General features: G+C 72.6%; 23 protein-coding genes and 3 tRNA genes. 14 read left to right on the top strand and 12 right to left on the bottom strand.

Annotated elements, in window-relative coordinates:
• Nucleotides 1–30: 30 nt before the first annotated feature.
• The gene (gene fdhD, locus QRN56_RS10510; protein WP_285102956.1) at nt 31–939 is read right to left on the bottom strand and encodes a formate dehydrogenase accessory sulfurtransferase FdhD; all 909 of its coding nucleotides are present in this window, start codon (nt 937–939) and stop codon (nt 31–33) included.
• Between the two features lie 92 nt (nt 940–1,031).
• On the opposite strand from fdhD, the gene QRN56_RS10505 reads away from it, so the two are divergent.
• Nucleotides 1,032–3,356 (top strand): FdhF/YdeP family oxidoreductase, encoded by a 2,325-nt coding sequence (locus QRN56_RS10505; protein ID WP_502928780.1) that lies wholly within the window; start codon nt 1,032–1,034, stop codon nt 3,354–3,356.
• A gap of 58 nt (nt 3,357–3,414) precedes the next feature.
• On the opposite strand, the gene QRN56_RS10500 is transcribed toward QRN56_RS10505, so the two are convergent.
• Nucleotides 3,415–4,221, bottom strand: a complete 807-nt coding sequence (locus QRN56_RS10500; RefSeq protein WP_285102952.1) for a MerR family transcriptional regulator — start codon at nt 4,219–4,221, stop codon at nt 3,415–3,417.
• A 78-nt stretch (nt 4,222–4,299) separates the two neighbouring features.
• Between QRN56_RS10500 and QRN56_RS10495 the strand changes: the two genes are divergently transcribed.
• Genes QRN56_RS10495 through QRN56_RS10485 form a run of 3 tightly spaced genes read left to right on the top strand, consistent with a single transcriptional unit; the run spans nt 4,300 to nt 6,525 of the window.
• On the top strand, nt 4,300–5,106 hold the full coding sequence (locus QRN56_RS10495) for an SDR family oxidoreductase (protein ID WP_285102951.1): 807 nt from the start codon (nt 4,300–4,302) through the stop codon (nt 5,104–5,106).
• 36 nt (nt 5,107–5,142) lie between these two features.
• A complete protein-coding gene (locus tag QRN56_RS10490) occupies nt 5,143–5,493 on the top strand; it encodes a nuclear transport factor 2 family protein (protein WP_285102949.1) in 351 nt (116 codons plus the stop codon).
• Between the two features lie 48 nt (nt 5,494–5,541).
• Complete coding sequence (locus tag QRN56_RS10485; RefSeq protein ID WP_285102948.1) at nt 5,542–6,525, top strand: epimerase; 984 nt, start codon at nt 5,542–5,544, stop codon at nt 6,523–6,525.
• 111 nt (nt 6,526–6,636) lie between these two features.
• On the opposite strand, the gene QRN56_RS10480 is transcribed toward QRN56_RS10485, so the two are convergent.
• From QRN56_RS10480 to trmB, 3 genes are all read right to left on the bottom strand, one after another.
• Entirely contained in the window at nt 6,637–8,271 is a 1,635-nt protein-coding gene (locus QRN56_RS10480) for a monocarboxylic acid transporter (RefSeq protein WP_285102947.1), read from the bottom strand.
• 11 nt (nt 8,272–8,282) lie between these two features.
• Nucleotides 8,283–8,621, bottom strand: a complete 339-nt coding sequence (locus tag QRN56_RS10475; RefSeq protein ID WP_285102946.1) for a DUF485 domain-containing protein — start codon at nt 8,619–8,621, stop codon at nt 8,283–8,285.
• Between the two features lie 193 nt (nt 8,622–8,814).
• Entirely contained in the window at nt 8,815–9,609 is a 795-nt protein-coding gene (trmB, locus tag QRN56_RS10470) for a tRNA (guanosine(46)-N7)-methyltransferase TrmB (RefSeq protein WP_285102944.1), read from the bottom strand.
• A gap of 97 nt (nt 9,610–9,706) precedes the next feature.
• On the opposite strand from trmB, the gene QRN56_RS10465 reads away from it, so the two are divergent.
• Nucleotides 9,707–10,003 (top strand): hypothetical protein, encoded by a 297-nt coding sequence (locus tag QRN56_RS10465; RefSeq protein ID WP_285102942.1) that lies wholly within the window; start codon nt 9,707–9,709, stop codon nt 10,001–10,003.
• A gap of 52 nt (nt 10,004–10,055) precedes the next feature.
• Here the strand turns inward: QRN56_RS10465 and QRN56_RS10460 are convergent, their stop codons facing one another.
• A complete protein-coding gene (locus tag QRN56_RS10460) occupies nt 10,056–10,619 on the bottom strand; it encodes a TetR/AcrR family transcriptional regulator (RefSeq protein ID WP_285102940.1) in 564 nt (187 codons plus the stop codon).
• Nucleotides 10,620–10,704: 85 nt separating this feature from the next.
• On the opposite strand from QRN56_RS10460, the gene QRN56_RS10455 reads away from it, so the two are divergent.
• The gene (locus QRN56_RS10455) at nt 10,705–11,706 is read left to right on the top strand and encodes an alpha/beta fold hydrolase (RefSeq protein ID WP_285102938.1); all 1,002 of its coding nucleotides are present in this window, start codon (nt 10,705–10,707) and stop codon (nt 11,704–11,706) included.
• Here the strand turns inward: QRN56_RS10455 and QRN56_RS10450 are convergent.
• Nucleotides 11,703–12,929, bottom strand: coding sequence for a HupE/UreJ family protein (locus QRN56_RS10450; protein ID WP_285102936.1), 1,227 nt, complete (start codon nt 12,927–12,929; stop codon nt 11,703–11,705). The two genes, QRN56_RS10455 and QRN56_RS10450, sit on opposite strands and share 4 nt — an antisense overlap.
• 26 nt (nt 12,930–12,955) lie before the next feature.
• Entirely contained in the window at nt 12,956–16,465 is a 3,510-nt protein-coding gene (locus QRN56_RS10445) for a metallophosphoesterase (protein WP_285102934.1), read from the bottom strand.
• 156 nt (nt 16,466–16,621) lie between these two features.
• Between QRN56_RS10445 and QRN56_RS10440 the strand changes: the two genes are divergently transcribed.
• The gene (locus QRN56_RS10440; protein WP_285102933.1) at nt 16,622–16,924 is read left to right on the top strand and encodes a hypothetical protein; all 303 of its coding nucleotides are present in this window, start codon (nt 16,622–16,624) and stop codon (nt 16,922–16,924) included.
• A 59-nt stretch (nt 16,925–16,983) separates the two neighbouring features.
• Here QRN56_RS10440 and QRN56_RS10435 read toward each other — a convergent pair.
• Nucleotides 16,984–17,056: transfer RNA gene (locus QRN56_RS10435), tRNA-Lys, on the bottom strand.
• Between the two features lie 119 nt (nt 17,057–17,175).
• Nucleotides 17,176–17,251 (bottom strand) — tRNA-Lys (locus tag QRN56_RS10430).
• A 116-nt stretch (nt 17,252–17,367) separates the two neighbouring features.
• Between QRN56_RS10430 and QRN56_RS10425 the strand changes: the two genes are divergently transcribed.
• The gene (locus tag QRN56_RS10425; RefSeq protein ID WP_285102931.1) at nt 17,368–17,928 is read left to right on the top strand and encodes a hypothetical protein; all 561 of its coding nucleotides are present in this window, start codon (nt 17,368–17,370) and stop codon (nt 17,926–17,928) included.
• Nucleotide 17,929: 1 nt separating this feature from the next.
• Here QRN56_RS10425 and QRN56_RS10420 read toward each other — a convergent pair whose 3' ends face one another.
• Nucleotides 17,930–18,226, bottom strand: a complete 297-nt coding sequence (locus QRN56_RS10420) for a GroES family chaperonin (protein ID WP_020013266.1) — start codon at nt 18,224–18,226, stop codon at nt 17,930–17,932.
• 149 nt (nt 18,227–18,375) lie between these two features.
• On the opposite strand from QRN56_RS10420, the gene bcp reads away from it, so the two are divergent.
• The 5 genes from bcp (at nt 18,376) to QRN56_RS10395 (ending at nt 21,551) form a co-directional block, all read left to right on the top strand.
• Nucleotides 18,376–18,855 carry a thioredoxin-dependent thiol peroxidase gene (gene bcp, locus QRN56_RS10415; RefSeq protein WP_285102929.1) on the top strand — a complete coding sequence of 160 codons (480 nt, stop codon included), beginning with the start codon at nt 18,376–18,378 and terminating at the stop codon, nt 18,853–18,855.
• Nucleotides 18,856–18,858: 3 nt separating this feature from the next.
• Nucleotides 18,859–20,070 carry an acyl-CoA dehydrogenase family protein gene (locus tag QRN56_RS10410; protein ID WP_285102927.1) on the top strand — a complete coding sequence of 404 codons (1,212 nt, stop codon included), beginning with the start codon at nt 18,859–18,861 and terminating at the stop codon, nt 20,068–20,070.
• A gap of 35 nt (nt 20,071–20,105) precedes the next feature.
• Nucleotides 20,106–20,187, top strand: a tRNA-Leu gene (locus QRN56_RS10405).
• Between the two features lie 63 nt (nt 20,188–20,250).
• Nucleotides 20,251–20,688 carry a hypothetical protein gene (locus QRN56_RS10400; protein ID WP_285102925.1) on the top strand — a complete coding sequence of 146 codons (438 nt, stop codon included), beginning with the start codon at nt 20,251–20,253 and terminating at the stop codon, nt 20,686–20,688.
• 98 nt (nt 20,689–20,786) lie between these two features.
• Nucleotides 20,787–21,551, top strand: a complete 765-nt coding sequence (locus tag QRN56_RS10395; protein WP_350224565.1) for a DsbA family protein — start codon at nt 20,787–20,789, stop codon at nt 21,549–21,551.
• Nucleotides 21,552–21,589: 38 nt separating this feature from the next.
• On the opposite strand, the gene trxA is transcribed toward QRN56_RS10395, so the two are convergent.
• Nucleotides 21,590–21,955: a thioredoxin gene (gene trxA, locus QRN56_RS10390; protein ID WP_182614171.1), complete on the bottom strand. Its 366-nt coding sequence runs from the start codon at nt 21,953–21,955 to the stop codon at nt 21,590–21,592.
• Nucleotides 21,956–22,110: 155 nt separating this feature from the next.
• Here trxA and QRN56_RS10385 point away from each other — a divergent pair, with 155 nt between their 5' ends.
• Complete coding sequence (locus tag QRN56_RS10385; protein WP_182614170.1) at nt 22,111–22,680, top strand: NUDIX hydrolase family protein; 570 nt, start codon at nt 22,111–22,113, stop codon at nt 22,678–22,680.
• Nucleotides 22,681–22,682 lie beyond the last annotated feature (2 nt).

Genomic DNA, 22,682 nt, shown 5'->3' with positions numbered 1-22,682 from the left:
CGCCCGCCGAATCGCGCCGGCCGCGACGCCTCAGCGCAGCCGGTCCGCCCGCGTGTAGACGTTCATCGAGTCCCCGCGCACGAAGCCCAGCAGGGTCAGGCCGCACTCCTCGGCCAGGTCCACGGCGAGGGTCGACGGCGCGGAGATCGCGGACAGCACCGGGATCCCGGCCCGTGCGGCCTTCTGCACCAGCTCGAACGACGCCCGCCCGCTGACCTGGAGCACCGTCCCGACAGCGGGCAGGGCGCCGTCGCGCAGGGCCGCGCCGACCACCTTGTCGACGGCGTTGTGCCGGCCCACGTCCTCGCGCACGTACAGCGGCTCGCCGTCGGCGGTGAACAGGCCCGCGGCGTGCAGGCCGCCGGTCCGGTCGAAGGCGCGCTGGCGCTCCCGGAGCAGGTCGGGCAGGGCGGCGATCACGTCGGCCCCGACCGTGACGGCGTCGCGCGCGACCGGCCAGCGCAGCGCGGCCCGCACCTCCACCACGGTGTCCGACCCGCACACCCCGCACGCGCTCGTCGTCGCGAACGCCCGCTGTCGCGGGGCCTCGACGCCGGGCGCGAGCGCCACCTCGACGGTGTTGTCCTCGTCGGGGCACAGCCGCATCCCCGCGATGTCCTCGCGCGCCGTGACGGCGCCCTCCGAGACCAGCCAGCCGGCGACCAGGTCGAAGTCGTCGCCCGGGGTCCGCATGGTGACGGTGAGCGTGCTCCCGGCGGGTCGCGCACCCGGCAGGACGCCGTGCGGCAGAGCGGCCCCGCCCACGGGGACGACACCCCCCACCGGAACCGCGCCGAGCGGCCGCGCCCTGCTGACGAGGTCGCCGGGCCCGACCAGGCGGACCATCAGCGGTTCCTCGACGGCGAGCGTGTCGGGGCGCGCCGCGCGGGCGCCCTCGCGGACGCGCACCACGCGCCGTCGGTCGGTGACGACTCCCATACCGCCCAGTCTCGCACCTCCGCCGACCACTTCCGCCGACCGATTTGTCCACAGCCTCCACAGCCGGACCGCTCCGGCGTAGGGTCAGGAGAGTGACCGACGTGAGCGACGAAGCCCGCACCGACGCCCCCGAGAAGAGCCTGCGCATCGGGCCGCCCAAGACGGCGGCAGCCGGCGTGCCCGGGGTGGTGCACGGCCTGGCCCATGTCTTCGAGGAGGCCGGGGTGGCGCGCGGCCTGCGCACGCTGCCGCTGATCAACCAGCAGCGGGGCTTCGACTGCCCCGGCTGCGCCTGGCCGGAGCCGGGCAAGCCGCACCTGGCCGAGTTCTGCGAGAACGGGGCCAAGGCGGTGGCCGAGGAGGCCACCCGCAAGCGCGCGGACGCGGCGTTCTTCGCCGAGCACGCGATCTCGGAGATGGCGACCTGGACCGACCACCGGCTGGGCAAGTCCGGCCGGATCACCGAGCCGATGCTGCGCGAGGAGGGCGCCGACCACTACCGGCCGGTGTCCTGGGACGACGCCCTCGACCTGGTGGCCGGCGAGCTGCGCGGGCTGGACTCGCCGGACGAGGCGGCGTTCTACACGTCGGGCCGCACGAGCAACGAGGCCGCGTTCCTCTACCAGCTCCTGGCGCGCAAGCTCGGCACGAACAACCTGCCCGACTGCTCGAACATGTGCCACGAGTCGTCCGGCACCGCCCTGGTCGAGACGCTGGGCATCGGCAAGGGCAGCGTGTCGCTGGAGGACATCACCGACCACGCGGACCTGATCGTCGTCGTCGGCCAGAATCCCGGGACCAACCACCCGCGCATGCTCACCGCGCTGGAGGAGGCCAAGGACCGGGGCGCCCGGATCGTGGCGATCAACCCCCTGCCCGAGGCCGGGCTGCAGACCTTCAAGAACCCGCAGCGGGTGCGCGGCGTCGTGGGGCAGGGCACCAAGCTCGCCGACCGGTTCCTCCAGATCCGCCTCGCGGGCGACCTGGCCCTGTTCCAGGCGGTGAACCGCCTGCTGGTCGAGGCCGACGACGACGCCCGGACCGCCGGGCACGCCCCCGTGCTGGACCACGAGTTCATCGCGCAGCACACCTCCGGGTTCCCGGAGGCCGCGGCCGCCTGGCGCGCCGTCGACCAGGCCGACGTCGAGCGGGCCACGGGCCTGGACTGGGCGGAGATCGAGGCGTTCGTGGACGACGTGAAGGCCGCCGACCGCATCATCGTCTGCTGGGCGATGGGCCTGACCCAGCACAAGCAGGCCGTGGCGACCATCCGCGAGGTGGTCAGCTTCCTGCTGCTGCGCGGCAACGTCGGCCGCCCGGGCGCGGGCGCCTGCCCGGTGCGCGGGCACAGCAACGTGCAGGGCGACCGCACCATGGGCATCTGGGAGCGCCCCACCGAGCTCTTCCTGGACGCGCTGGGCACGGAGTTCGGCTTCGAGCCGCCGCGCGCCCACGGGTACGACGTCGTCGACACGGTCCGGGCCCTGCGCGACGGGCAGCTCAAGGTCTTCATGGCGGTGGGCGGCAACTTCGCCGCGGCCACGCCGGACAGCGCGGTCACCGAGGCCGCGCTGCGCGAGGTGCCGCTCACGGTGCACGTGTCGACCAAGCTGAACCGCTCGCACGTGCTGCCCGGCAGGCGGTCGCTGGTGCTGCCCTGCCTCGGCCGCACCGAGCGCGACCTGACGGGCGGGCGCGAGCAGGTCGTCACCGTCGAGGACTCCATGAGCGTGGTGCACACGTCGCGCGGGCGGCTGGCCCCGGTCTCCGACGCCCTGCGCAGCGAGACCGCCATCCTGTGCGACCTGGCCCGGCGCGTGCTCGGACCGCAGGACCCCACGCCGTGGGAGGAGTTCGCGGCCGACTACTCCCGGATCCGCGACTCGATCTCCCGCGTGGTCCCGGGCTTCGAGGACTTCGACCGCCGCGTCGCCGAGCCCGGCGGGTTCGTGCTGCCCCACCCGCCGCGCGACGCCCGGCTGTTCCCGACCACGACGGGCAAGGCCAACTTCACGGTCAACGAGCTCGAGATCGTCCAGGTGCCGGAGGGCCGGCTGCTGCTGCAGACCGTCCGCTCCCACGACCAGTTCAACACCACGGTCTACGGCCTCGACGACCGGTACCGCGGCGTGAAGAACGGGCGGCGCGTCGTGTTCGTCCACCCGGACGACCTGGCGTCCGGCGGTCTGGCCGACGGCGACACCGTGAACCTGGTCAGCGAGTGGCCCGGGCCGGACGGAGGGACCGGCGAGCGCCGCGCCGAGGGCTTCCGCGCCATCGCGTTCCCGACGGCGCGCGGCTGCGCCGCGGCGTACTTCCCGGAGACGAACGTGCTGGTCCCCCTGGACCACACGGCGGACCAGAGCAACACCCCGGCGTCCAAGTCGGTCGTCATCCGCCTCGAACCCTCTCGCTGAGTGCTGGATATTCGCCCTTTTTCGTGTGCCAGAAGGGCGAATACCCAGCACTCAACGGCTACGGGGCGAGGCGGAAGACCGGCCAGGCCAGCTCCGTGCGCCATGCGGCCCGGTCGGGGGTGTCGGCCGGGGTGACCAGGTACGTCTCGTGCACCGGGCCGTCGACGGCGAGGGCGTGGTCGACGACCCAGGCCCCGAGCCGCCCGTACGTGACGTCGATGTCGTCGTGCGGCCCGTGGTGGACGACGGCGGCGAGCTCGGCCGCGGGCAGCTCGACGGGCCGTACCCGCCCGCGCTCCGGCGGGTCCGCCACCGGCCGGTACACCAGGACCGATCCGCGGCCGTCGCGGAACAGCGCGTTGTCGTACTGCCCGCCGGGCGGTCCGAGCCGCTCGTGCCCGGCCACGGCCCCGTCCAGCTCGGCCATCGCGCCGGCGTACCAGGTCAGCACCTCGTCGTGCCCGACGACGCCGGTGACCGCGGCGACCGTCCGGGCCGGTTCGGAGCGCAGCACGACCTCCGGCGGCGCCGCCGGGCTCAGCAGCCGGCGGAGCGACGCGACGGCGGCCCGGGTCCGGTCCAGCTCGGCCTCCAGCCGGCGCAGGTGGCCGGCGACCAGCCCGGCCCGCGCGTCGGCGTCGGGCGTGGCGAGAATCTGCCGCACCTCGGCCAGCGGCACGTCGAGCTCGCGCAGCCGGTGGATCACCTGCGCCTGCGGGATCTGCGCGGCCGTGTAGTACCGGTAGCCGCTGACGGGGTCCACCCGGTCCGGCTCCAGCAGACCGGACTCGTGATAGCGGCGCAGCGTCCGGATGCTCAGGTGGGTGAGCTCGGCGAAGTCGCCGATGGTCAGGCCTTGGGTCACGGCACCACTGTGCACCCTCCCCCGGTCGTTCGCGGCGGGGGTTGACCCTCTCCCTGCGGGAGACTCCAGCCTGGGGTCATGCACACCCCCGACAACAACGGTTCCCTCAGCGACCGCCTCGACGGCCGGCGCGCCCTGGTGACCGGTGCCAGCAAGGGCACCGGCGCCGCCGTCACCGCCCGGCTGCGCGCGGCGGGCGCGACGGTGCTGGGCGTGGCCCGTACCGCGCCGGACCCGCACCCCGGCCCGCAGGGCTTCGTGGCGTCCGACCTCACCACGCCGGACGGCGCCGCCCAGGTCGCCGAGCACGTCGCGGAGCATCTCGGCGGCGTCGACGTCCTGGTGCACACGCTCGGCGGCTCGCACTCGCCGTCGGGCGGCTTCGCGGCCATGACGGACGGGCACTGGACCGAGGAGCTGGACCTGAACCTGCTCGCCGCCGTGCGCCTGGACCGCGCCCTGCTGCCCGGCATGATCGCCGCCGGCAAGGGCGCGGTGGTGCACGTCTCCTCGATCCAGCGCCGGATGCCGCTGCACACCGCCACGCTCGGCTACGCGGCGGCCAAGGCTGCCCTCACGACCTACAGCAAGGGGCTCGCCGTCGAGGCCGCCCCGCACGGCGTCCGGGTCAACGTCGTCTCCCCCGGCTTCATCCGCACGTCGAGCGCCGAGGCGCTGGTCGAGCGCTTGTCGGCCGGACAGGGCATCAGCCGCGAGGCGGCGCTGGAGCAGCTCATGGACTCGCTCGGCGGCATCCCGCTCGGGCGGCCGAGCGAGCCCGCGGAGGTGGCCGAGCTCGTCGCGTTCCTCGTCGGCGACCGGGCGGCGGCCATCACCGGCGCCGAGCACACGATCGACGGCGGGACCGTGCCGACGGTCGGCTGACCGCCTCCGACAGACCCAGCAACGAAAGGAAGAACCATGAACGCGTCCATCACCGAGGGCCGGGCACTGCCCGCCGTCCTTACCGCGCACCTCGCAGCACACGAGGCCCGCGACGCCGAGCGCGAGCTGGCCTGCTACGCCGACGACGCGGAGGTCACCGACGAGGGCCGCACCTACCGGGGCCTGGCGGAGATCCGCTCCTGGCTGTCGCGGGCCGCGAGCGAGTACACCTACACCAGCGAGCTCACCGCCGTCCGGCAGGACGACGACACGCACTGGACCGCCGTGCGACACCTGGAGGGAGACTTCCCGGGCGGCGTCGTCGACCTCCGCTACCGCTACACCCTGCACGGCGACCACATCACCGAGCTGGTCATCGCCCCCTGACCCACCAACCCACCCCCTTTGGGGAGGGTGGGCGATACGCTGCGGCGCATGACCGAGGCGAGACGGGCCGTCGTGGCGGGCTGGACCGGGTTCATCGGACGGGCGCTCGTCGACGACCTCACGGCGCGCGGTTACCACGTCGTCCGGGTCGGCCGCGCCGGCCCCGACGTGCGGTGGTCCGACGGGCCGTCCGCCCTCAGGGACGTGGTCGACGGCGCCGACCTGCTGGTCAACCTCGCGGGCAAGAGCGTGGGCTGCCGCTACACCGACCGGAACCGCGACGAGATCCTGCGGTCCCGGGTCGAGACCACCCGGCAGCTGCACGACGCCGTCGCAGCCGCCGCCCGTCCCCCTCGGCTGTGGCTCAACGCGAGCACCGCCACGATCTACCGCTACGCGCTGGACCACCCGCAGACCGAGGACGGCGGCGAGCTCGGCGCCGGATTCTCCGTCGACGTGGCGCGCAGCTGGGAGCACGAGCTCTTCGCGGGGCGCCTGCCGGAGACCCGACGGGTCGCCCTGCGCATGGCGATCGTGCTGGGCGGACCGGCGTCGGACATGCTCGCGAGGCTGGCGCGGTTCGGCGTGGGGGGCCCGCAGCTCGACGGCTGGTGGTTCCAGCACCATCGCTACCGTGGCATCGGCGACCGGCCGACGGGCGGCCCCGTGCCGGTCCACCACAGCGCCGGCCGGCAGAAGTTCTCGTGGATCCACGTCGACGACGTGCTGCGGGCCGTCCGGTTCCTGGAGCAGCACGAGGAGATCTCCGGGCCGGTCAACCTGGCCGCGCCGCACCCGGTCGACAACCGCACGCTCATGGCCGAGCTGCGCCGGGCGACCCGGATGCCGCTGGGGATCCCGGCGCCGCGCTGGCTGCTGGAGCCCGCCGTGTGGGTGCTGCGCAACGAGGCGGAGCTGGTGCTCAAGAGCCGCTGGGTGCTGCCCGAACGGCTCGCCGCCGCGGGCTTCGCCTTCCGGTGGCCCGACCTCGCCCCAGCGGTCGACGACGTCGTGCGCCGCCGCCGCGCCTGACGCGCACGGTTCACCTGGTCCCGGTACGACGACGGCCGTGGTCACCTCCCGGGGGAGGTGACCGCGGCCGTCGTCGGGCAGCGAACCGGACGCCGCCTCAGGTGCGCCGGATCAGTGCGCGACCGCCTTCTCGGCGCCCGCGCCCGTGAGGGAGCGGACCTCCATCTCGGCGTACTTCTCCGGGTGCGACCGCTCCTTGCTCAGGTAGGTGCCGACGATGCCGAGCACGAACGCGAGCGGGATGGTCACGATGCCCGGGTTGTCGAGCGGGAACCAGTGGAAGTCGATGGCCGGGTCGCTGATCATCGACTTGCTGAGCCCGGTCACCGGGTCCGCGGGCTTCCCCGAGACCACCGGGGAGAAGATGATCAGCACGACGGTCGAGATGAGGCCGCCGTAGATGCTCCACAGCGCGCCGGACGTGTTGAACCGCTTCCAGAACAGCGAGTAGATGATGGTCGGCAGGTTCGCCGACGCCGCGACGCAGAACGCCAGGGCCACGAGGAACGCGATGTTCTGCCCGTTGGCGAAGATGCCGCCGATGATCGCGATGATGCCGATCACGACCACGGTCCAGCGGGCCACCCGGACCTCGCCGTCGGGCGAGACCTGCCCCTTCTTGATGATGGACGCGTAGATGTCGTGGGAGAAGCTCGCCGCCGCCGTGATCGTCAGGCCGGCCACGACCGCGAGGATGGTCGCGAACGCGACCGCCGCGATGATGCCGAGCAGGATCTCGCCACCGAGCTCGAACGCGAGCAGCGGTGCCGCCGAGTTCTGCCCGCCCGGCGCCGCGAGGATCACCTCGGGGCCCACGAGGGCGCCCGCGCCGTACCCGAGCACCAGGGTGAACAGGTAGAAGATGCCGATCAGCCAGATCGCCACGACCACGGACTTGCGGGCCTCCTTGGCCGACGGCACCGTGTAGAACCGCATGAGCACGTGCGGCAGGCCCGCGGTGCCGAGCACCAGCGCCAGCGCGAGCGACAGGAAGTCGAGCTGCGACAGCGCCGTGGCGCCGTACTGCAGGCCCGGTTCGAGGATCGCCTCGCCGTTCTCGCCGGCCATGTTCACGGCCTCCTGCATGACGGCCGAGAGGCTGAAGCCGAACCGCGCGAGCACCCAGATGGTCATGGCGCCGGCGCCCAGGATGAGCAGCGTCGCCTTGATGATCTGCACCCAGGTGGTGCCCTTCATGCCGCCCACCAGCACGTACAGGATCATCAGCGCGCCCACGACGGCGATGACCAGGCCCTGGCCCGTCTTGTCGGTGATGCCGAGCAGGAGGGCGACGAGGCCACCCGCGCCCGCCATCTGCGCCAGCAGGTAGAAGAACACGACCGCGAGCGTGGACAGCGCCGCCGCCATGCGGATGGGCCGCTGCTTGAGGCGGAACGACAGCACGTCCGCCATCGTGAACTTGCCGGTGTTGCGCAGCAGCTCGGCGACCAGCAGCAACGCGACGAGCCACGCCACGAGGAAGCCGATCGAGTACAGGAAGCCGTCGTACCCGTTGACGGCGATGGCGCCCGCGATGCCCAGGAAGCTCGCGGCGGAGAGGTAGTCGCCCGCGATCGCGGTGCCGTTCTGGGTGCCGGTGAAGTTGCGGCCGCCGGCGTAGAAGTCCGCGGCGCTCTTGTTCTGCCGCGAGACGCGGAAGACGACGATGAGCGTGACCACCACGAACGCCGCGAAGATGCCGATGTTGACCCAGGTGTTGCCGACGTTCGTGGCCTCAGCCGCCATGACTGTCCCGTTCACAGCTCGCCCCCCTCGATCTCCTCGCGCAGGGCCTGCGCCCGGGCGTCGAACTTGTTGTTGGCCCACCGCGCGTAGAGCGTGGTGATCACGAACGTCGAGACGAACTGCAGCAGCCCGAAGATCAGCCCGACCGTGATGGTGCCGGCCACGCGGATGCTCATGAACTCGTGCGCGTACGTGCTCATGAGGGCGTACAGGAGGTACCAGACGAGGAACAGCGCCGTCATCGGGAAGACGAAGTTCCGGAAGGCCCTGCGCAGGCTCTGGAACTCGTCGGATCGCTCGACACGTTGGTAATCGGTTTCGGCAGGCCCTGCTGCCTGTACGTCACTCATGACGCCTCCATTGGCTCATGGGGGCGCGCGCTCTGCCGCGGCCCGGTGTGCGCATCTCGCACCCGGCCCAATGTGCCGTACCTCACACGCCGGGGGCAAACGGTTCAGACGGCGCGTTTCCCGACTTGACCAAGTCGTTACATTCGAACGGTATTCACCGACGGTCTCGGGGAAGCACCTGGTCAGCGCGACGTCAGCGGCGCACGTACTCCAGGTCGGCGATGTCCCGCCCGGCGTCGTGCGCCTTGCGCTCGAACCCGGTCAGCACGCGGCGCTCGAACCGCGGCGCCAGGGCACCCGGGCCGTGCGCGTTGACGAGGTTCTCGTCGGCCTCCAGCACCTCGACCATCTGCTCGGCGTACTCGGCCCAGTCGGTCGCGAGGCGGAGCGTGCCACCGGGCCGCAGCACGCGCGCCGCGAGCGCCGCGAACTCCGCGGTGACCAGGCGGCGCTTGTGGTGGCGCGCCTTGTGCCACGGGTCGGGGAAGAAGACCCAGAGCTCGTCCACCGAGCCGGCGGCGACGGTGGTCTCCAGCAGCTCGGCCGCGTTGGCCTGCACGAGCCGCAGGTTCGGCAGCCCGTCCCGCCCCAGGGCCGCCCCGGCCCGCTCGGCGCGCGCGATCGTGTGCACCAGCCCGGGCTGGTAGACCTCGACGGCGAGGTAGTCGCGCCCGGGATCGGTCGAGGCCGCCCCGACGACGGCGTCGCCCAGCCCCGAGCCGATCTCGACCACGAGCGGGGCGGTGCGTCCGAAGAGCGCCGCGGCGTCGAGCACGTACTCCGGGTGCACGGAGGTGCGCGCGATCGCCCGGGGCACGTCGAAGACGTAGGCGGTGCGGCGCTCGGCCCACAAGCGCTTCTGCTTGTCCGTGAGCCGTCCGGACCGGCGCACGAACGACACCGGCTTGGTCCGGAACCCCGAGAGGTCGAGCGGGGTCTCGGTGTCCTGACGCGCGGTGTCGGGCTGGGCGGATGCGGGCTGACTCACGGGAAAAGCGTACGAGGTCGCGGGCGGGCGTTGCGTATCCGCACGGATTCGCGCCTCGCGGTGCACGACGACGGCGGTGCGCGGCAGGCTGGGTCCCATGACCACCCGCGGCTCCTGCTCGCGCGTCGAGCTCGACGGACGGCGGGTCGTCGTCGACCTGTCCGACGCCGACGGCGACCAGCTCACCACCATGGCGGCCCGGAGCGGTACCTCCGGGCCGCAGCTCGTCCTCGGCTGGATCCGGCGCGGGCTCCTCGACGGCCCGGCCCGGGACCCCCGCGCCTGGGACGGGCCCGTGGACCGTGGGGCCCGGCTGGCGCGGGACGTGGAGGTCGCGCGGCAGGCCGACGAGGCCTTCGGCGACCTGTTCGGCAGTCCGGACCGCACGGACTGACGTCGCCCGCCCGGTCGGTGCGGCCCGCGACGGCCGGCTCGCGCCGGCGCCGTCAGGCGCGACCGACCTCGGCCTCCAGCATCGCCACCGCCTCGCCCGGCTCCAGGTCCCGGACCAGCACCCGCAGCGTGAGTCCGTCGGCGAGCGCCAGCAGGCGCCGGGCCTGTGTCAGCGCGCCCTCCGCGCTCGTGTCGCGGTCGGCACGGATCAGCCGCGCACACTCGTCCTCGGCCCCTCGCCGCGCCTCGGCCAGCACCTGGCGGACGGCGGCGTCGTTGATCGACTTCGCCACGTAGGCGTACCAGACGGTGACGCCGATCCGGCCGGCGTCGTCGCGCGGGATCTGCTGGTTCATGACGTATCGCAGCCGGTCCCGCGCGGCGGCGTCGGCGGTCTCCTGGTACCCGCCGTAGGCGCGGTCGACCAGGGCGGTGCAGCCGGCCAGGACGAGGGCGTCCTTGGTGCCGAAGTAGTGCTGGATGCGCCCCATCGAGACGCCGGCCTCCGCGGCGACGTGGCGCAGGCTGACGCCCTCGATCCCGTGCCGGGCGATGACCAGCCAGAGCGCGAAGACGATCTCCCAGCGGCGCTCCTCATGATCCACGATTCTCGGCATGCGACCAGGATAGCAATGCGATCGCATCGTAACCTGTTACGATGCGATCGCATTGCAAAACCGCCCGGCCCCGAGAGGACCTCCGATGCGCACCTCAACCACCGGCCCGAAGCGCCGCCGCTGGCCGACCGTCCTGCTGGCCGTCGTCGCGATCGTCTCGACCGGCGGGCTGGCGCTGCTCGTCGCGGCGGGCGGTCCCGGCGTCGGCCACTTCCGCACGCCCGAGGACCGCCGGGCCTACGAGGACGCGTACGCCGAGGCGCTCGGCCGCCTGCCCGAGCCCACGGCGACGCACGACGTCGAGACGAGCTTCGGCACGGTCCGCGCCTACGCGTGGGTGCACGCCGAGCAGCCCGACGCCACCCCCGTCGTCCTGCTGCCCGGCCGGTCCGCCGCGGCCCCGATGTGGGGCGACAACCTGCCCGACCTCGTCGAGCACCGGACCGTCTACGCCTTCGACACCCTGGGCGACACCGGTCTGTCCGAGCAGGCGGTCCCGCTGCGCGACATGGGCGACTCCGCACGCTGGGTGGACGAGGCGATGGCCGGTCTGGACCTCGACCGGGTCCACCTCGTGGGGCACTCCCAGGGCGGCGGGCTGGCCGCGGCCGTGGCGGTGCGCCACCCGGACCGGCTGGCCAGCCTCACCCTGCTGGAGCCCGTCATGACGCTCGGCATGATGCCGCTCTCCGTCATCCTCACGACCATCCCGGTCTCGCTGCCGTTCTTCCCGGACTCGTGGCGCGAGTCCGCGCTGAACCGCATCGGCGGCGTGTCCGACGACGAGGTGGACCCCGACGACCCGCTGGCGCGGATGATCGCCGTCGGCTCCAAGAGCTACAGCTCGTCGGGGCTGCCCAGCCCCTCCGTGCTGAGCGGCGCCGACCTGAGAGGGCTGGCCATGCCCGTCTACGTGGCGATCGCGAGCGACTCGTCGCTGGCCGGGGGCGAGGCGGCGGCCGAGCAGGCCAAGCTGATCCCGGACGCGCAGGTCAAGATCTGGCCGGACACCACGCACTCCCTGCCCATGCAGGTGGCCCCGGCGCTGGACGCGGAGCTGGAGACGTTCTGGTCGGCGCAGGACTAGTAGCCCGCCAGCCGCTCCACCACCCACCACAGGGCCACCACGGCGATCGCCGCGCAGCCCGCCGCCAGCGTCCAGCGGGCCGTGCGCGGGGCGCGCACCCGCAGCAGCACCAGCAGCGGGAACACCACCGCGATGATGCCGAGCTGCACCGCCTCGATGCCCACGTTGAACGACAGGAGGGACAGCAGCAGGGTCCACGACCAGGCGGCCTCGATGCCGAGGGCTCCGGCGAACCCGACGCCGTGCACCAGCCCGAAGACGAACACCACGGGCAGCCGCCAGCGGTCCCACGCACCGCGCTCGTCCCTGGTCCCGGCCGGGGCGTGCCAGCGCAGGGCGTCCCGCGCCGTGCCGGAACCGGCCGACGCCCCGCCCCCGAGCGTCACCCCACCGCGCCGGATCAGCACCAGGTCCACCACCGCCACGACAGCGATCGACGCCGCGATCACCGGCTCCACCACGATCGCCGGCACCGACACCACGCCGAGCGCCGCGAGCAGGAACGTCACGGAGTGCGCCACGGTGAACGCCGTGGCCGTCAGGACGACGTCACGCAGCCGCCGCGCCCCGATCAGCAGAGCCAGCAGGAACAGCACGTGGTCGATGCCGAACAGCAGGTGCTCGCCGCCCAGCACGAAGAACTCCCCGACCTGCTTCAGCAGGCGGTGCTCCCCCGTCGTCAGGGTGGGCGACGACGTGGTGAGCACCGCCGAGCCGTCCTCGTCGTCGAGCGCGTACCGGATGATCGTCTCGGTGGAGTGCACGAAGGACTCGGCGTCCGGGAACAGGGCGCTGGAGACCTCGTGCACGCCCCTGGGCTCGCCGGCGCAGGCGAAGGAGTACGTGAGCGAGGCGTAGGCCCGCTCCCCCCGCTCGACGATGTCGGCGGCGGAGAGGGAGGGCGCGCACGGCTCGCCGTCGTACGTGACCGCGAAGCGGTCGGTGACGTACCCGTCCACCTCGGCCTCGTGCTCGTCGAGCTGGGCGAGCTGGTCATCCCGGCCGGTGGCCTCGTACGCCTCGGCCCGCAGCCAGGCGGACTTCATGAGCAGGTCGTACTCGAGGTCGAGCACCGCCACGACGTCCGGGCCGCCGCCCTCCGGACCGGAGGACGACGGCGCCGTGGTCACCTCGGCGTAGACGTCACTGGTGGCGTCGTGCGCCGAGGCGACCTGCCCCACGGCGGGGCTGCTCAGCACTGCGAGCAGCCCCGCCAGGGCCACGGAGCGTCCGCGGAGAGGACCGAGCCTCAACGCCGCGCCGTGGTGAAGTACGCCGGCGACGCCGTCGCCGTGCCGCCCCCGGGGGTGCGGGCGGTGACGAACCAGGCGTACGTGCGGTCCGGCTTGAGGCCCGACCACCGGACGGAGGCGACCTCGCCGGAGGCCACCGTGTCCCGGCCGATCTCGTCGACCGGGTCGTAGAGCACGACCGAGTCGGTGCTGAACGACGTGGTGCGGGAGGTCAGGTCGACCGGCAGCACCATGTTGTCCTCGAGCCCGTTGTAACGGTGCTCGGTGTCGTACTCCGTGGCGCCGAACTCGCCCAGCAGCGGCGAGTAGGTGTCGATGGAGACCTCGCCGCGGTCGACGTCGAACTGCAGCATGCGGAAGAACGACGCGCCGAACTGGAGCTGGTCGGTGGGGTCGTAGCCGCCGATCTCGGTGAGCCCGAGCTGTCCGGCGGACACCGTGTAGAACTGGTAGTCCGCGAGCAGCTCGACCACGCCGCCGCCGATGTCCCCGACCACGGGCGGGCGCACGTTGGTGCCCACGCCGTGCCGGTGCCCGGCGAGCACCATGAACACGTTCGGGTTGTCCTTGACGAGCAGGTTGTACAGCAGCGGCCCGTCGGACCCGCCGAAGTTGGCGCCGCGACCGTCGGGCGACGCGGACGGCTCCAGGTAGTCGTGCGTGAGCAGGATGCCGTTGCGGTCCGAGTATCGGTCGAAGACCGAGGCGGCCCACTCGGCCTCGTCCCGCGTCACGCCGTAGGACAGGCCCACCACCACGAAGTCCAGGCCGCCGGCCGAGAACAAGTCGTAGTGGTTCTCGTTCGAGCCGGGCTCCATGACACCGCCGTAGGACGCGTCCTCCCAGTCCTCGGACAGCGCCTCGTACCGGTCCGGGCCGAAGTACTCGTCGTACAGCGTCGGGTCGGTGCCGGACTGGTTGTCGTGGTTGCCCGCGACCACGCCGTTCGGGATGCCCGCGGCGTCGATCCGGGCCTGAGCCTGCGACGCGAACTCGAACTCGCCGATGACCTGGTCCTCCATCTCGGGCGGGAACGCCCGGATGTTGTTCTCGACGATGTCGCCGGTGTGCGCCACGTAGGCGATCTTGCGCTCGTCGGCGTTGTCGACGATCCAGTCCATGACGCCGTTGTAGCCCTGCGCCCAGACGGCACGCTCCTCGGCCGTCTCCTGCTCCACGGCGCCCTCGGTCAGGTACTGGGTGTCCGTGTAGTGGACCATCGAGAAGTCGTAGTCGTCCGGGTCGTCGAACCGGTCCTTGTCGCCGGCATCGATGTCGTCGGCGAAGGGGTCCTCGCCGGTGACCATCGCGTGCACGGTGCCGCGGTCCACGTAGTCGCGGGACACGGTGCCCTCCAGCACGGTGCCGCCCTCGACCGTGCCGCGCGCGGAGGCGACGACGTCCCATGCGTCGGTGTCCGGGTTCCAGGCCCGCAGGCTGACCAGGCGCGCCGGGTCGGCGGTGCCCTCCCAGCGCAGCACCGGCGCCTCGACGCGGCCGCGGACCGGCACGTCGAACCGCTGGTAGGTCACGTCGCCCGACGCCGGGGACGTGACCGACCTGCCGTCGCCCGGCTCCAGCGCCTTGGTGCTCAGCTTCTTCTGGCCGCGCACGTCCAGCGTGGTCGGCACGGCGCCCGTGCTGCCCTGCCAGGCCTTGTTCGGCGTGAGGATCTCCGCGGCGGAGAAGCGCGCGGTGACGTCGCCGCCGTCGGGCGCGGCCACCGTCGCCCTCAACGTGGCGCTGCGCCCCACACCCTCGGTGCCCGACGCCGGCGCGACGTCCGCCGGCACGTCCGGGATCCCGGCGCTCACGACGTCGATCTCGTGCGTGACCTCGTTGCCGAGGCCGTCCGTCGCGGACACGACGAGCGTGTGCGCACCGGCGGTCAGGCCGGGGCCCACCGGGTCGCCCACGGCGATCTCCGCGCCGTCGAGCGTGACGTCCGGGCCCTCGACCACGCCGGAGGCGTCCTCGACGGCGACCGCGAGCGGCACCGCGGAGGTGAGGCGGTCGCCGTCCGCGGGGGTCGCGGACACCAGCGCCGGGCCGGAGTTGTCGGTGAAGAGCGCGCGGGTGGCGGTCTCCCCCGTGGTCGACGTCGCCGCGAGCTCGTGCTCACCGTCCGGCAGGGTGGTGGTGTCGACGTCGGCGCGCAGGCCGCGCGCGGGGGCGTCGACCGTGAAGGTCAGCGTGACCTCGCGCAGCGCCGTCCCGCTGGAGCCGCAGGTGCCGTCGCCCATCGCGTAGGACGGCTTGAGCCCGACGCCGGCGGCGGTGCCCGCCGCGGGCGTCAGCGCCAGGTTCGAGATCGTGAAGTCGTCACGGTTGCAGTCACCCGCGAAGGTGCCCGTGACCACCTTGACCGTGTTGTCGCCGGGGCGCAGCCACTCGTTGGGGATCGCGATGTCGGCGCGCTGGCTCGCGTACGAGCCGCCCATCGGCGTCTCGATGCCGTTGACGACCAGCAGGTTCGCGGCCCCGCCGTCGACGGCGTTCGAGCCCACGTTGAACGAGAAGGCCGCGTCGCCCGCGCCGAGCGTCTCGGTGGTCTCCACCGCGTCGCCGTCGACCGTGAGCTGGGCCGTGGCGCCCTCGCCGTCAGCCGGGCGGGCGCCCGTGACGGTGACGGTGCCGCGGCTGAGGGTGCCGTCGACCGGCGTGAGGCGCGGCGCGCCGGCGGGCGCGTTGTTCACGCGGACCCGGTGCTTCGTCGAGTCGCCCGAGGCGGTGCGAGCCTCGATCGTGTGCGCGCCGTTGGTCAGCGTCGTGGTGTCGAGGTCCGCGCTCAGGCCCGTGGTGCCCTGCGGGTCGCCCTGGACGAAGAACGAGAGCTCGGCGCGCAGCAGCAGGCTGGTGTTGCTGCCGCAGGTGCCGTCGCCGAACGAGTAAGTGTACTCGTTCTCCTCGCCGTCGGCGAGCTCGCCGAGGGGCTCCAGCGTGAAGTCCGACAGCACGAAGTCGTCGTGGTTGATGCCGCAGTCGGAGCTGATCGTGCCCACGACCACCTCGACCGTGTTCTCGCCGGTCACGAGGTACTCGTCGGGGACCTCCAGCTCGACGCGCTCGCTCACGGCGTCGGGCAGGTGGATCGGCTCCGAGCCGTTGACCGACACGTAGTTCTTGTAGCGCGCCTCGGTCGAGTTGGTGCCGACCGTGTAGCCCAGCACCGACGTGCCGAGGGTCTCCGTGGCGCCCGGGACGTCCTTGCCGTCGACGGTCAGGCGCGTGACATCGTCCCCGGGCGCGACCGGCTCGGCCGCGACGGGCACCGTGCCCTCGAGGAACTCGCCGTCGTCGGGAGTGAGGATCGGGGCGCCGGTCGCCGGGGCCTCCGGCTGGTGCGGGGCCGACGCCGTCGTGCCGGTGTCGGGACGAGCGGTGTCCGCGGGGGCGGCGGACGACGACGTCGCTGCCCAGCCCGTCATGGCGAGCGTGGCCGCCGTGACCGCCGCGACGAGGCCGGCCTGCTGCCGGCCCCGCTGTTTCCTGGTGACTGGCCGCATGGCCGTCCTCCCTGTGGTCCGTGAGAGATGGACGGCTCCGAGCACGCCCGGAGGACAAACCTGGACGGGCCGGGTGAACGGAACAGGTGCAGCAGGCAACAAGCGGACAAATAGTGGGTACCGGGAGGGAACCGGACGGCGTTCTAGGCTCAGGTCATGGCGAACCACCACGACGAGATCCGGCTGTGCTGCCTGCTGTGGGCGCGTCCCGGCCAGGAGGCGGGCCTCACGGCCTACGAGGACAAGGTGCTGGCGCTGGTCCCGGAGCACGGCGGCACGGTGCTGCAGCGCGCGGCGTCCGACGGCGCGGCCGGCCGGCCGCACGAGGTCCAGCTCTACCGGTTCGCCGGGCAGCGGGAGCTCGACGGGTACCTCGCGGACCCCCGCCGCACAGCGCTGACGGAGGAGCGGGACCGGGTCGTGGCGCGCACGGAGCTGTTCCCCGTGGACCTGCTCTGACCGCCCTGGTTCCCCGAACGACGAAGGCCCCCACCGTGGTGGGGGCCTTCGTCCTGTTGTGCGCCATCTAGGACTTGAACCTAGAACCCGCTGATTAAGAGTCAGCTGCTCTGCCAATTGAGCTAATGGCGCCTGCGACGGGAAGATTACCAGGACCTGAGGCCCTCGGCGCACCGATTGATTCCGCCTCACGAACGACCATGACGCGCCCCTCCGCCGGAGGGCGGGAGAGGGCCGTAGAGCCGTCGTGCTGGTGCGCCATCAGGGACTCGAACCCCGAACCCGCTGATTAAGAGTCAGCTGCTCTGCCTATTGAGCTAATGGCGCGCAACGGAGAGAAACACTACCAGGACCAGGGGCGTCACCGGTAACCGAACGAGCGGGCCCGCCCTGTGAACTGCACGACAGCCGGGCAGGACCGACCGCCGCTACGCTCCGGCACCATGACCGTCACTGGTACCGGTGCGAGTTCCCTGGCAGAGGCCGCGGCGCGGCCCGAACAGGCAGTACTTCTGCGGCGCGTACGAGCCTGGCTGATCGTGTTCATCATCGGCCTGGTGCTGAGCGGCGTCACGGCGTTTCCGTTGACGACGGAGGTCCGCTGGGGCCACGAGCTTCTCGTCGCGTGGGGTGTCGACAGCTGGCTGCCGGGTCTCGTCGACTGGTTCGCCCGCGTGCGCGAGGGGCTGGACGCCACGGCCCGGGACTACCCCTTCATCGCGTACGGCACGGACTGGCTCGCGTTCGCGCACCTCGTCATCGCCGTCGCGTTCTGGGGCCCGTTCCGCGATCCGGTACGCAACGTCTGGGTCATCGACTTCGGGTTGATCGCGTGCGCAGGGATCATCCCGCTGGCACTGATCGCCGGGCCGGTGCGGGACATCCCGTGGGGCTGGAGCCTCATCGACATGTCGTTCGGCGTCTTCGGCGCCATCCCGCTGCTGCTCGTGCGCCGCATGATCAAGCGTCTGGAGGCCCTGCAGGCCGCAGAAGCGTCCGCCTGACCTACAGGTAGAGCCCCGTCGAGCCGTCCGCCTCGTCGCTCTCGGCCACGCCGTGCACGTCCCGCTCGCGCAGGAGCACGTAGTCCGTGCCGGCCAGGTCCACCTCGGCGCGGTCCTCCGGGTCGAACAGCACCCGGTCGCCGACGTCGACCTGACGCACGTGCTCGCCCTTGGCCACGACCGTCGCCCAGGCGAGCCGCTTGGGGCCGACGGCGGTCGCCGGGATCACCAGGCCGGCCGTCGACTGCCGTTCCGCGGAGTCCGTCTCGGGCTCTACCAGGAGCCGGTCGTGCAGCATGCGGATCGGGAGGTTTCCGGGCTTCGTCACGGAGTCGGTCACGGCGGAGGTGCTCACAGGACAACGCTACGCGACTGCCGATCCGGGTTGTCCACAGGCCTCGGGCGCACGGGGCACGAGGACCCGCGAAGGCGACTACCGTTACGGGCATGACGACTCGCCTCGAGCCCGGGGACAAGGCTCCCGACTTCACCCTCCCGACCGCCGACGGCGCCTCCGTCCGCCTCGCCGACCTGGCGCAGAGCACCGACAAGGGCGTCATCGTGTACTTCTACCCGGCCGCCGCGACGCCGGGGTGCACCAAGGAGGCGTGCGACTTCCGCGACTCGGAGGCGTCACTCCTGGGCGCGGGCTACGCCGTCGTCGGCATCTCCCCCGACAAGGTCGCCAAGCTGGCCAAGTTCGCGCAGGACGAGACGCTGACGTTCCCGCTCGCGTCCGACGAGGACCACGCGACGCTGGAGGCGTACGGCGCCTGGGGCGAGAAGCAGAACTACGGCAAGACGTATGTGGGCGTGATCCGCTCCACGGTGGTGGTGAACCCGGACCTGACGGTCGCCGAGTCGTTCTACAACGTCAAGGCGACAGGCCACGTGGCCCGCATCCGCAAGGTCCTCGGGCTCGACTGACCGATGAGCTCCCCCGCCGACCTGCTCGACATCGAGGCCGAGCTGACCGACGCCGAGCTCGCGACGCGCGCCCGCGTGCGGGAGTTCGTGGACCGCCGGGTGCGCCCGAACATCGCCGGCTGGTTCGCCGACGCCCACTTCCCGCGCGAGCTGGTCCCCGAGCTGGGCGAGCTCGGCGTGCTCGGCATGCATCTGGACGGCTACGGCTGCGCCGGGCGGTCCGCCGTCGAGTACGGCCTGGCGGCGCAGGAGCTGGAGGCCGGCGACTCCGGCATCCGCACGTTCGTCTCGGTGCAGGGGTCGCTGGCGATGTCCGCCATCCACAAGCACGGGTCCGAGGCCCAGAAGCAGCAGTGGCTGCCGCGCATGGCGACGGGTGAGGTCGTGGGCTGCTTCGGGCTCACCGAGCCTGGAGCCGGCTCCGACCCGTCGAGCATGACCACGCGTGCCCGCTTCGAGCCCGGTTCGGAGGGCGGCGACGCCGGCGGCGAGTGGGTCCTGGACGGCGCGAAGCGCTGGATCGGCATGGCCTCGTTCGCGGACGTCGCGATCATCTGGGCCAAGGTCCGCGAGCCGCAGGACGACGGGAGCGAGCGCGACCGCGTGCGCGGGTTCGTGGTGCCGACGTCGACCCCGGGCTTCACCGCCGTCCCCATCGAGCCCAAGCTGTCGATGCGGGCGTCCGTGCAGTGCGACGTCACGCTGGACGGCGTGCGGCTGCCCGCGGACGCCCTGCTGCCCGAACACCCCGGCCTGGCCGGGCCGTTCGCGTGCCTCGACGAGGCCCGCTACGGGATCGTCTGGGGCACGGTGGGCGCGGCCCAGGACGCGTTCGAGGCGGCGCTGGCCTACGCGCAGGGCCGGGAGCAGTTCGGCACGCCGATCGCGGGGTTCCAGCTCACGCAGGCCAAGCTCGTCGACATGGCCCTGGAGATCACCAAGGCGCAGCTCATGGCCCTGCGCCTGGGGCGGCTCAAGGACTCCGGGCGGCTGGAGGGGCACATGATCTCGGCGGGCAAGCTGAACAACGCCCGCATCGCCATCGAGGTCTGCCGCACCGCCCGCACGATCCTGGGCGGCAACGGTGTCACGCTCGACCACTCGCCGATGCGCCACGCCAGCAACCTGGAGTCCGTGCGTACCTACGAGGGCACGGACGAGGTCCACACGCTCGTGCTGGGGCGACACCTCACGGGGATCGCCGCGTTCCGCTGACCTGCACGCTCACCTGGCCGTAGACTGAGCGCCGCGCGCGAGTGGCGTAATTGGCAGCCGCGCCAGGTTTAGGTCCTGGTGTCCTCGGACGTGCGGGTTCGAGTCCCGCCTCGCGCACCCTCGGCGCACTGGCGCCTTCGGCCCCCGAAGGCCGGGCGGTTCGTCTACGATCGCCCCGACATGACCCTCTCGCCCCGGCCAGGATCGAGCGCGACCGCCCCGCGGTCCGCGCTCGTGGTGCTGCTGCTCGCGCTGGCCGGGCTGCTGGGCGTCACCACCCTGGGCGTGACCACGGCGAGCGCGGCCCCGGCGGCGGCCGTGGTGCAGCACCATGTCGACGTCCCGGACCACGACGCATCAGAAGGCACCGCCCGGGACCGCGTCGTCCCGGCCGCGGACGACTGCCCGGCCCACGGGTCACGGCACGGCGCCGAGGCGCTGGGTCTGCTGAGCCTGCGCGCACCGCTCGGCGCCGGGACCGAACCGGCCGTCTGCCCGCCGTCCTACCGGGTCACGGCGCCGGCACCGATCACCGCGGGGAACCGTGCGGCACGAGCCCACACGCTGGCGCACGCACTCGGGCACGACCCGCTGCTCTGGGGCATCAGCCGCACGTAGGCCGGGCGTCCGGCGGACACCGCCGTCCGCCCACCAGCACCGGCCGCCGGGCCCGACCCGGCCGCCGCCGCGCCCCGCCTACCCGTGAAGGACCACCCGTGACCACGAAGCGCCCTGCCCCCAACCGCTCCACCACCCAGCGATCGACGTCTCCGCGACCCACCTCCAAGAGCCCGGCCACCAAGAGCCCCGCCGCCAGGCGTCCGGCCGCCGCCCGCCGGCTCACGCCCCGACTCGTGCTGCAGCTCGTCCTCCTGGCCGGGGTGCTCGGCCTGGTCGCGCTGCTGGTCGGGTTCATCCTGAGCTCCCGCCCCGACGCCCCGGCCGGGGACGCCCAGGTCGTGCGCGAGAACAGCCACGTGCTGCACCAGGCCGACGACGAGCAGGCGGTGCTCGTCGAGTTCCTCGACTTCGAGTGCGAGGTGTGCCGCGCCTACTACCCCACCGTCGAGCAGCTCAAGGAGCAGTACGGCGAGGAGCTGACCGTGGTGCTCCGGTACTTCCCGATCCCCGCGCACGCCAACTCGGCCAACGCCGCCGTCGCGGTCGAGGCCGCCGCCGCGCAGGGCGCGCTGGAGCCCATGTACCAGCGGATGTACGAGTCGCAGGCCGAGTGGGGCGAGGTCCAGCAGTCCCAGGCCGAGGTCTTCCGGGGCTTCGCCCGGGACCTCGGCCTCGACCTGGACCGGTACGACGCCGCCGTGGCCGACCCGGCGACGTCGGAACGCGTCCAGTACGACTTCGACGAGGGCCGCGCGCTCGGTGTCAGCGGCACCCCGACGTTCTTCCTGGACGGCGAGAGGCTGGAGACCCGGAGCCCCGCCGACCTCGTCGGGGCCGTCGAGACGGCGCTCGGCCGGTAGCCGCACCGCGGGCGGGCCGCCCCGGCCCGCCCGCCGCGTCAGTTCTGCTGCTGCGCGGCGATGTCCTTGCGGACCACGTCCATGTCGAGCCCGCGCACAGCCTCGACGACCTCGGCGAGGCCCTTGGCCGGCAGCGCGCCCGCCTGGCGGAACACGAGCACGCCGTCACGGAACGCCATGAGCGTGGGGATGGACGTCACCTGCGCCGCGGCCGAGATACCCGGGTTCGCGTCGGTGTCGATCTTGGCGTGCACGATGTCGTCGTTCTTGTCCGAGGAGGCCTCGAAGACGGGTCCGAACATCTTGCACGGCGGGCACCAGGTGGCCCAGAAGTCCACGAGGACGATCCCGTTGTCGCTGACGGTCTTCTCGAACGTGGCGTCGGTGATGTCGACAGTTGCCATGTCACGCTTCCTTTCGTTGGGCGTCTACCAGGTGAAGCACAGCCCTGCCCTCTGCTATTCCAGGAGCGGCGGCGGGGCGATCCGTGTCACATCCCGGCACCGATCGGGCGGCGCGGGGTCAGGCACCGCAACGCCCGAACTGGTAGAACGGACCCGTGACGGACACTGCCGACTACCCAGCCGACGATTTCTACCGCGAGCCCGCCCCGGTGTCGGGCTGGATGACCGACGAGGACCTCGCCGTCGTACGCGCGCAGCTCCCCCTCGTGTACGTCGACGCCGTGCCGGTGCGGGTCGACGACTCGGGTGACGTGGTCGCCGTCGGGCTGCTGCTCCGGGTGAACCCGCAAGGTGCGATGACGCGCGCCCTGGTCTCCGGGCGCGTCATGTACCACGAGCGCCTCCGGGACGCCCTGCTGCGGCACATCGAGAAGGACCTCGGCCCCGTCGCGCTGCCGCAGGTGCCGCCGTCGCCGCAGCCGTTCACCGTCGCCGAGTACTTCCCCACGCCGGGGATCACCGCGTTCCACGACCCGCGCCAGCACGCCGTCTCGCTCGCGTACGTGGTGCCCGTCACCGGCGACTGCCGCCCGCAGCAGAACGCGCTCGACCTCGCCTGGCTCACGCCGGAGGAAGCCTGCGCCGACGACGTCCAGGCCGAGATGATGAACGGCCAGGGCATGCTGATCAAGCAGGCGATGGCCCACGTGGGCCGGCTGCCGTAGGG

Origin of the sequence: Promicromonospora sp. MEB111, from assembly GCF_030209445.1 — a bacterium.
Taxonomy (GTDB): domain Bacteria; phylum Actinomycetota; class Actinomycetes; order Actinomycetales; family Cellulomonadaceae; genus Promicromonospora.
Note: the sequence above shows the minus strand (reverse complement) of the source record. Positions and strands in the feature narration are given on the sequence as shown.

Excerpts from the sequence above, each read along its gene's own strand:
- fdhD (WP_285102956.1), bottom strand. The coding sequence starts at position 939 with ATGGGAGTCGTCACCGACCGACGGCGCGTGGTGCGCGTCCGCGAGGGC.
- QRN56_RS10495 (WP_285102951.1), top strand. The coding sequence starts at position 4,300 with ATGCACACCCCCGACAACAACGGTTCCCTCAGCGACCGCCTCGACGGC.
- QRN56_RS10490 (WP_285102949.1), top strand. The coding sequence starts at position 5,143 with ATGAACGCGTCCATCACCGAGGGCCGGGCACTGCCCGCCGTCCTTACC.
- QRN56_RS10485 (WP_285102948.1), top strand. The coding sequence starts at position 5,542 with ATGACCGAGGCGAGACGGGCCGTCGTGGCGGGCTGGACCGGGTTCATC.
- QRN56_RS10480 (WP_285102947.1), bottom strand. The coding sequence starts at position 8,271 with ATGGCGGCTGAGGCCACGAACGTCGGCAACACCTGGGTCAACATCGGC.
- QRN56_RS10475 (WP_285102946.1), bottom strand. The coding sequence starts at position 8,621 with ATGAGTGACGTACAGGCAGCAGGGCCTGCCGAAACCGATTACCAACGT.
- QRN56_RS10465 (WP_285102942.1), top strand. The coding sequence starts at position 9,707 with ATGACCACCCGCGGCTCCTGCTCGCGCGTCGAGCTCGACGGACGGCGG.
- QRN56_RS10460 (WP_285102940.1), bottom strand. The coding sequence starts at position 10,619 with ATGCCGAGAATCGTGGATCATGAGGAGCGCCGCTGGGAGATCGTCTTC.
- QRN56_RS10455 (WP_285102938.1), top strand. The coding sequence starts at position 10,705 with ATGCGCACCTCAACCACCGGCCCGAAGCGCCGCCGCTGGCCGACCGTC.
- QRN56_RS10445 (WP_285102934.1), bottom strand. The coding sequence starts at position 16,465 with ATGCGGCCAGTCACCAGGAAACAGCGGGGCCGGCAGCAGGCCGGCCTC.
- QRN56_RS10440 (WP_285102933.1), top strand. The coding sequence starts at position 16,622 with ATGGCGAACCACCACGACGAGATCCGGCTGTGCTGCCTGCTGTGGGCG.
- QRN56_RS10425 (WP_285102931.1), top strand. The coding sequence starts at position 17,368 with ATGACCGTCACTGGTACCGGTGCGAGTTCCCTGGCAGAGGCCGCGGCG.
- QRN56_RS10420 (WP_020013266.1), bottom strand. The coding sequence starts at position 18,226 with ATGCTGCACGACCGGCTCCTGGTAGAGCCCGAGACGGACTCCGCGGAA.
- bcp (WP_285102929.1), top strand. The coding sequence starts at position 18,376 with ATGACGACTCGCCTCGAGCCCGGGGACAAGGCTCCCGACTTCACCCTC.
- QRN56_RS10410 (WP_285102927.1), top strand. The coding sequence starts at position 18,859 with ATGAGCTCCCCCGCCGACCTGCTCGACATCGAGGCCGAGCTGACCGAC.
- QRN56_RS10400 (WP_285102925.1), top strand. The coding sequence starts at position 20,251 with ATGACCCTCTCGCCCCGGCCAGGATCGAGCGCGACCGCCCCGCGGTCC.
- trxA (WP_182614171.1), bottom strand. The coding sequence starts at position 21,955 with ATGGCAACTGTCGACATCACCGACGCCACGTTCGAGAAGACCGTCAGC.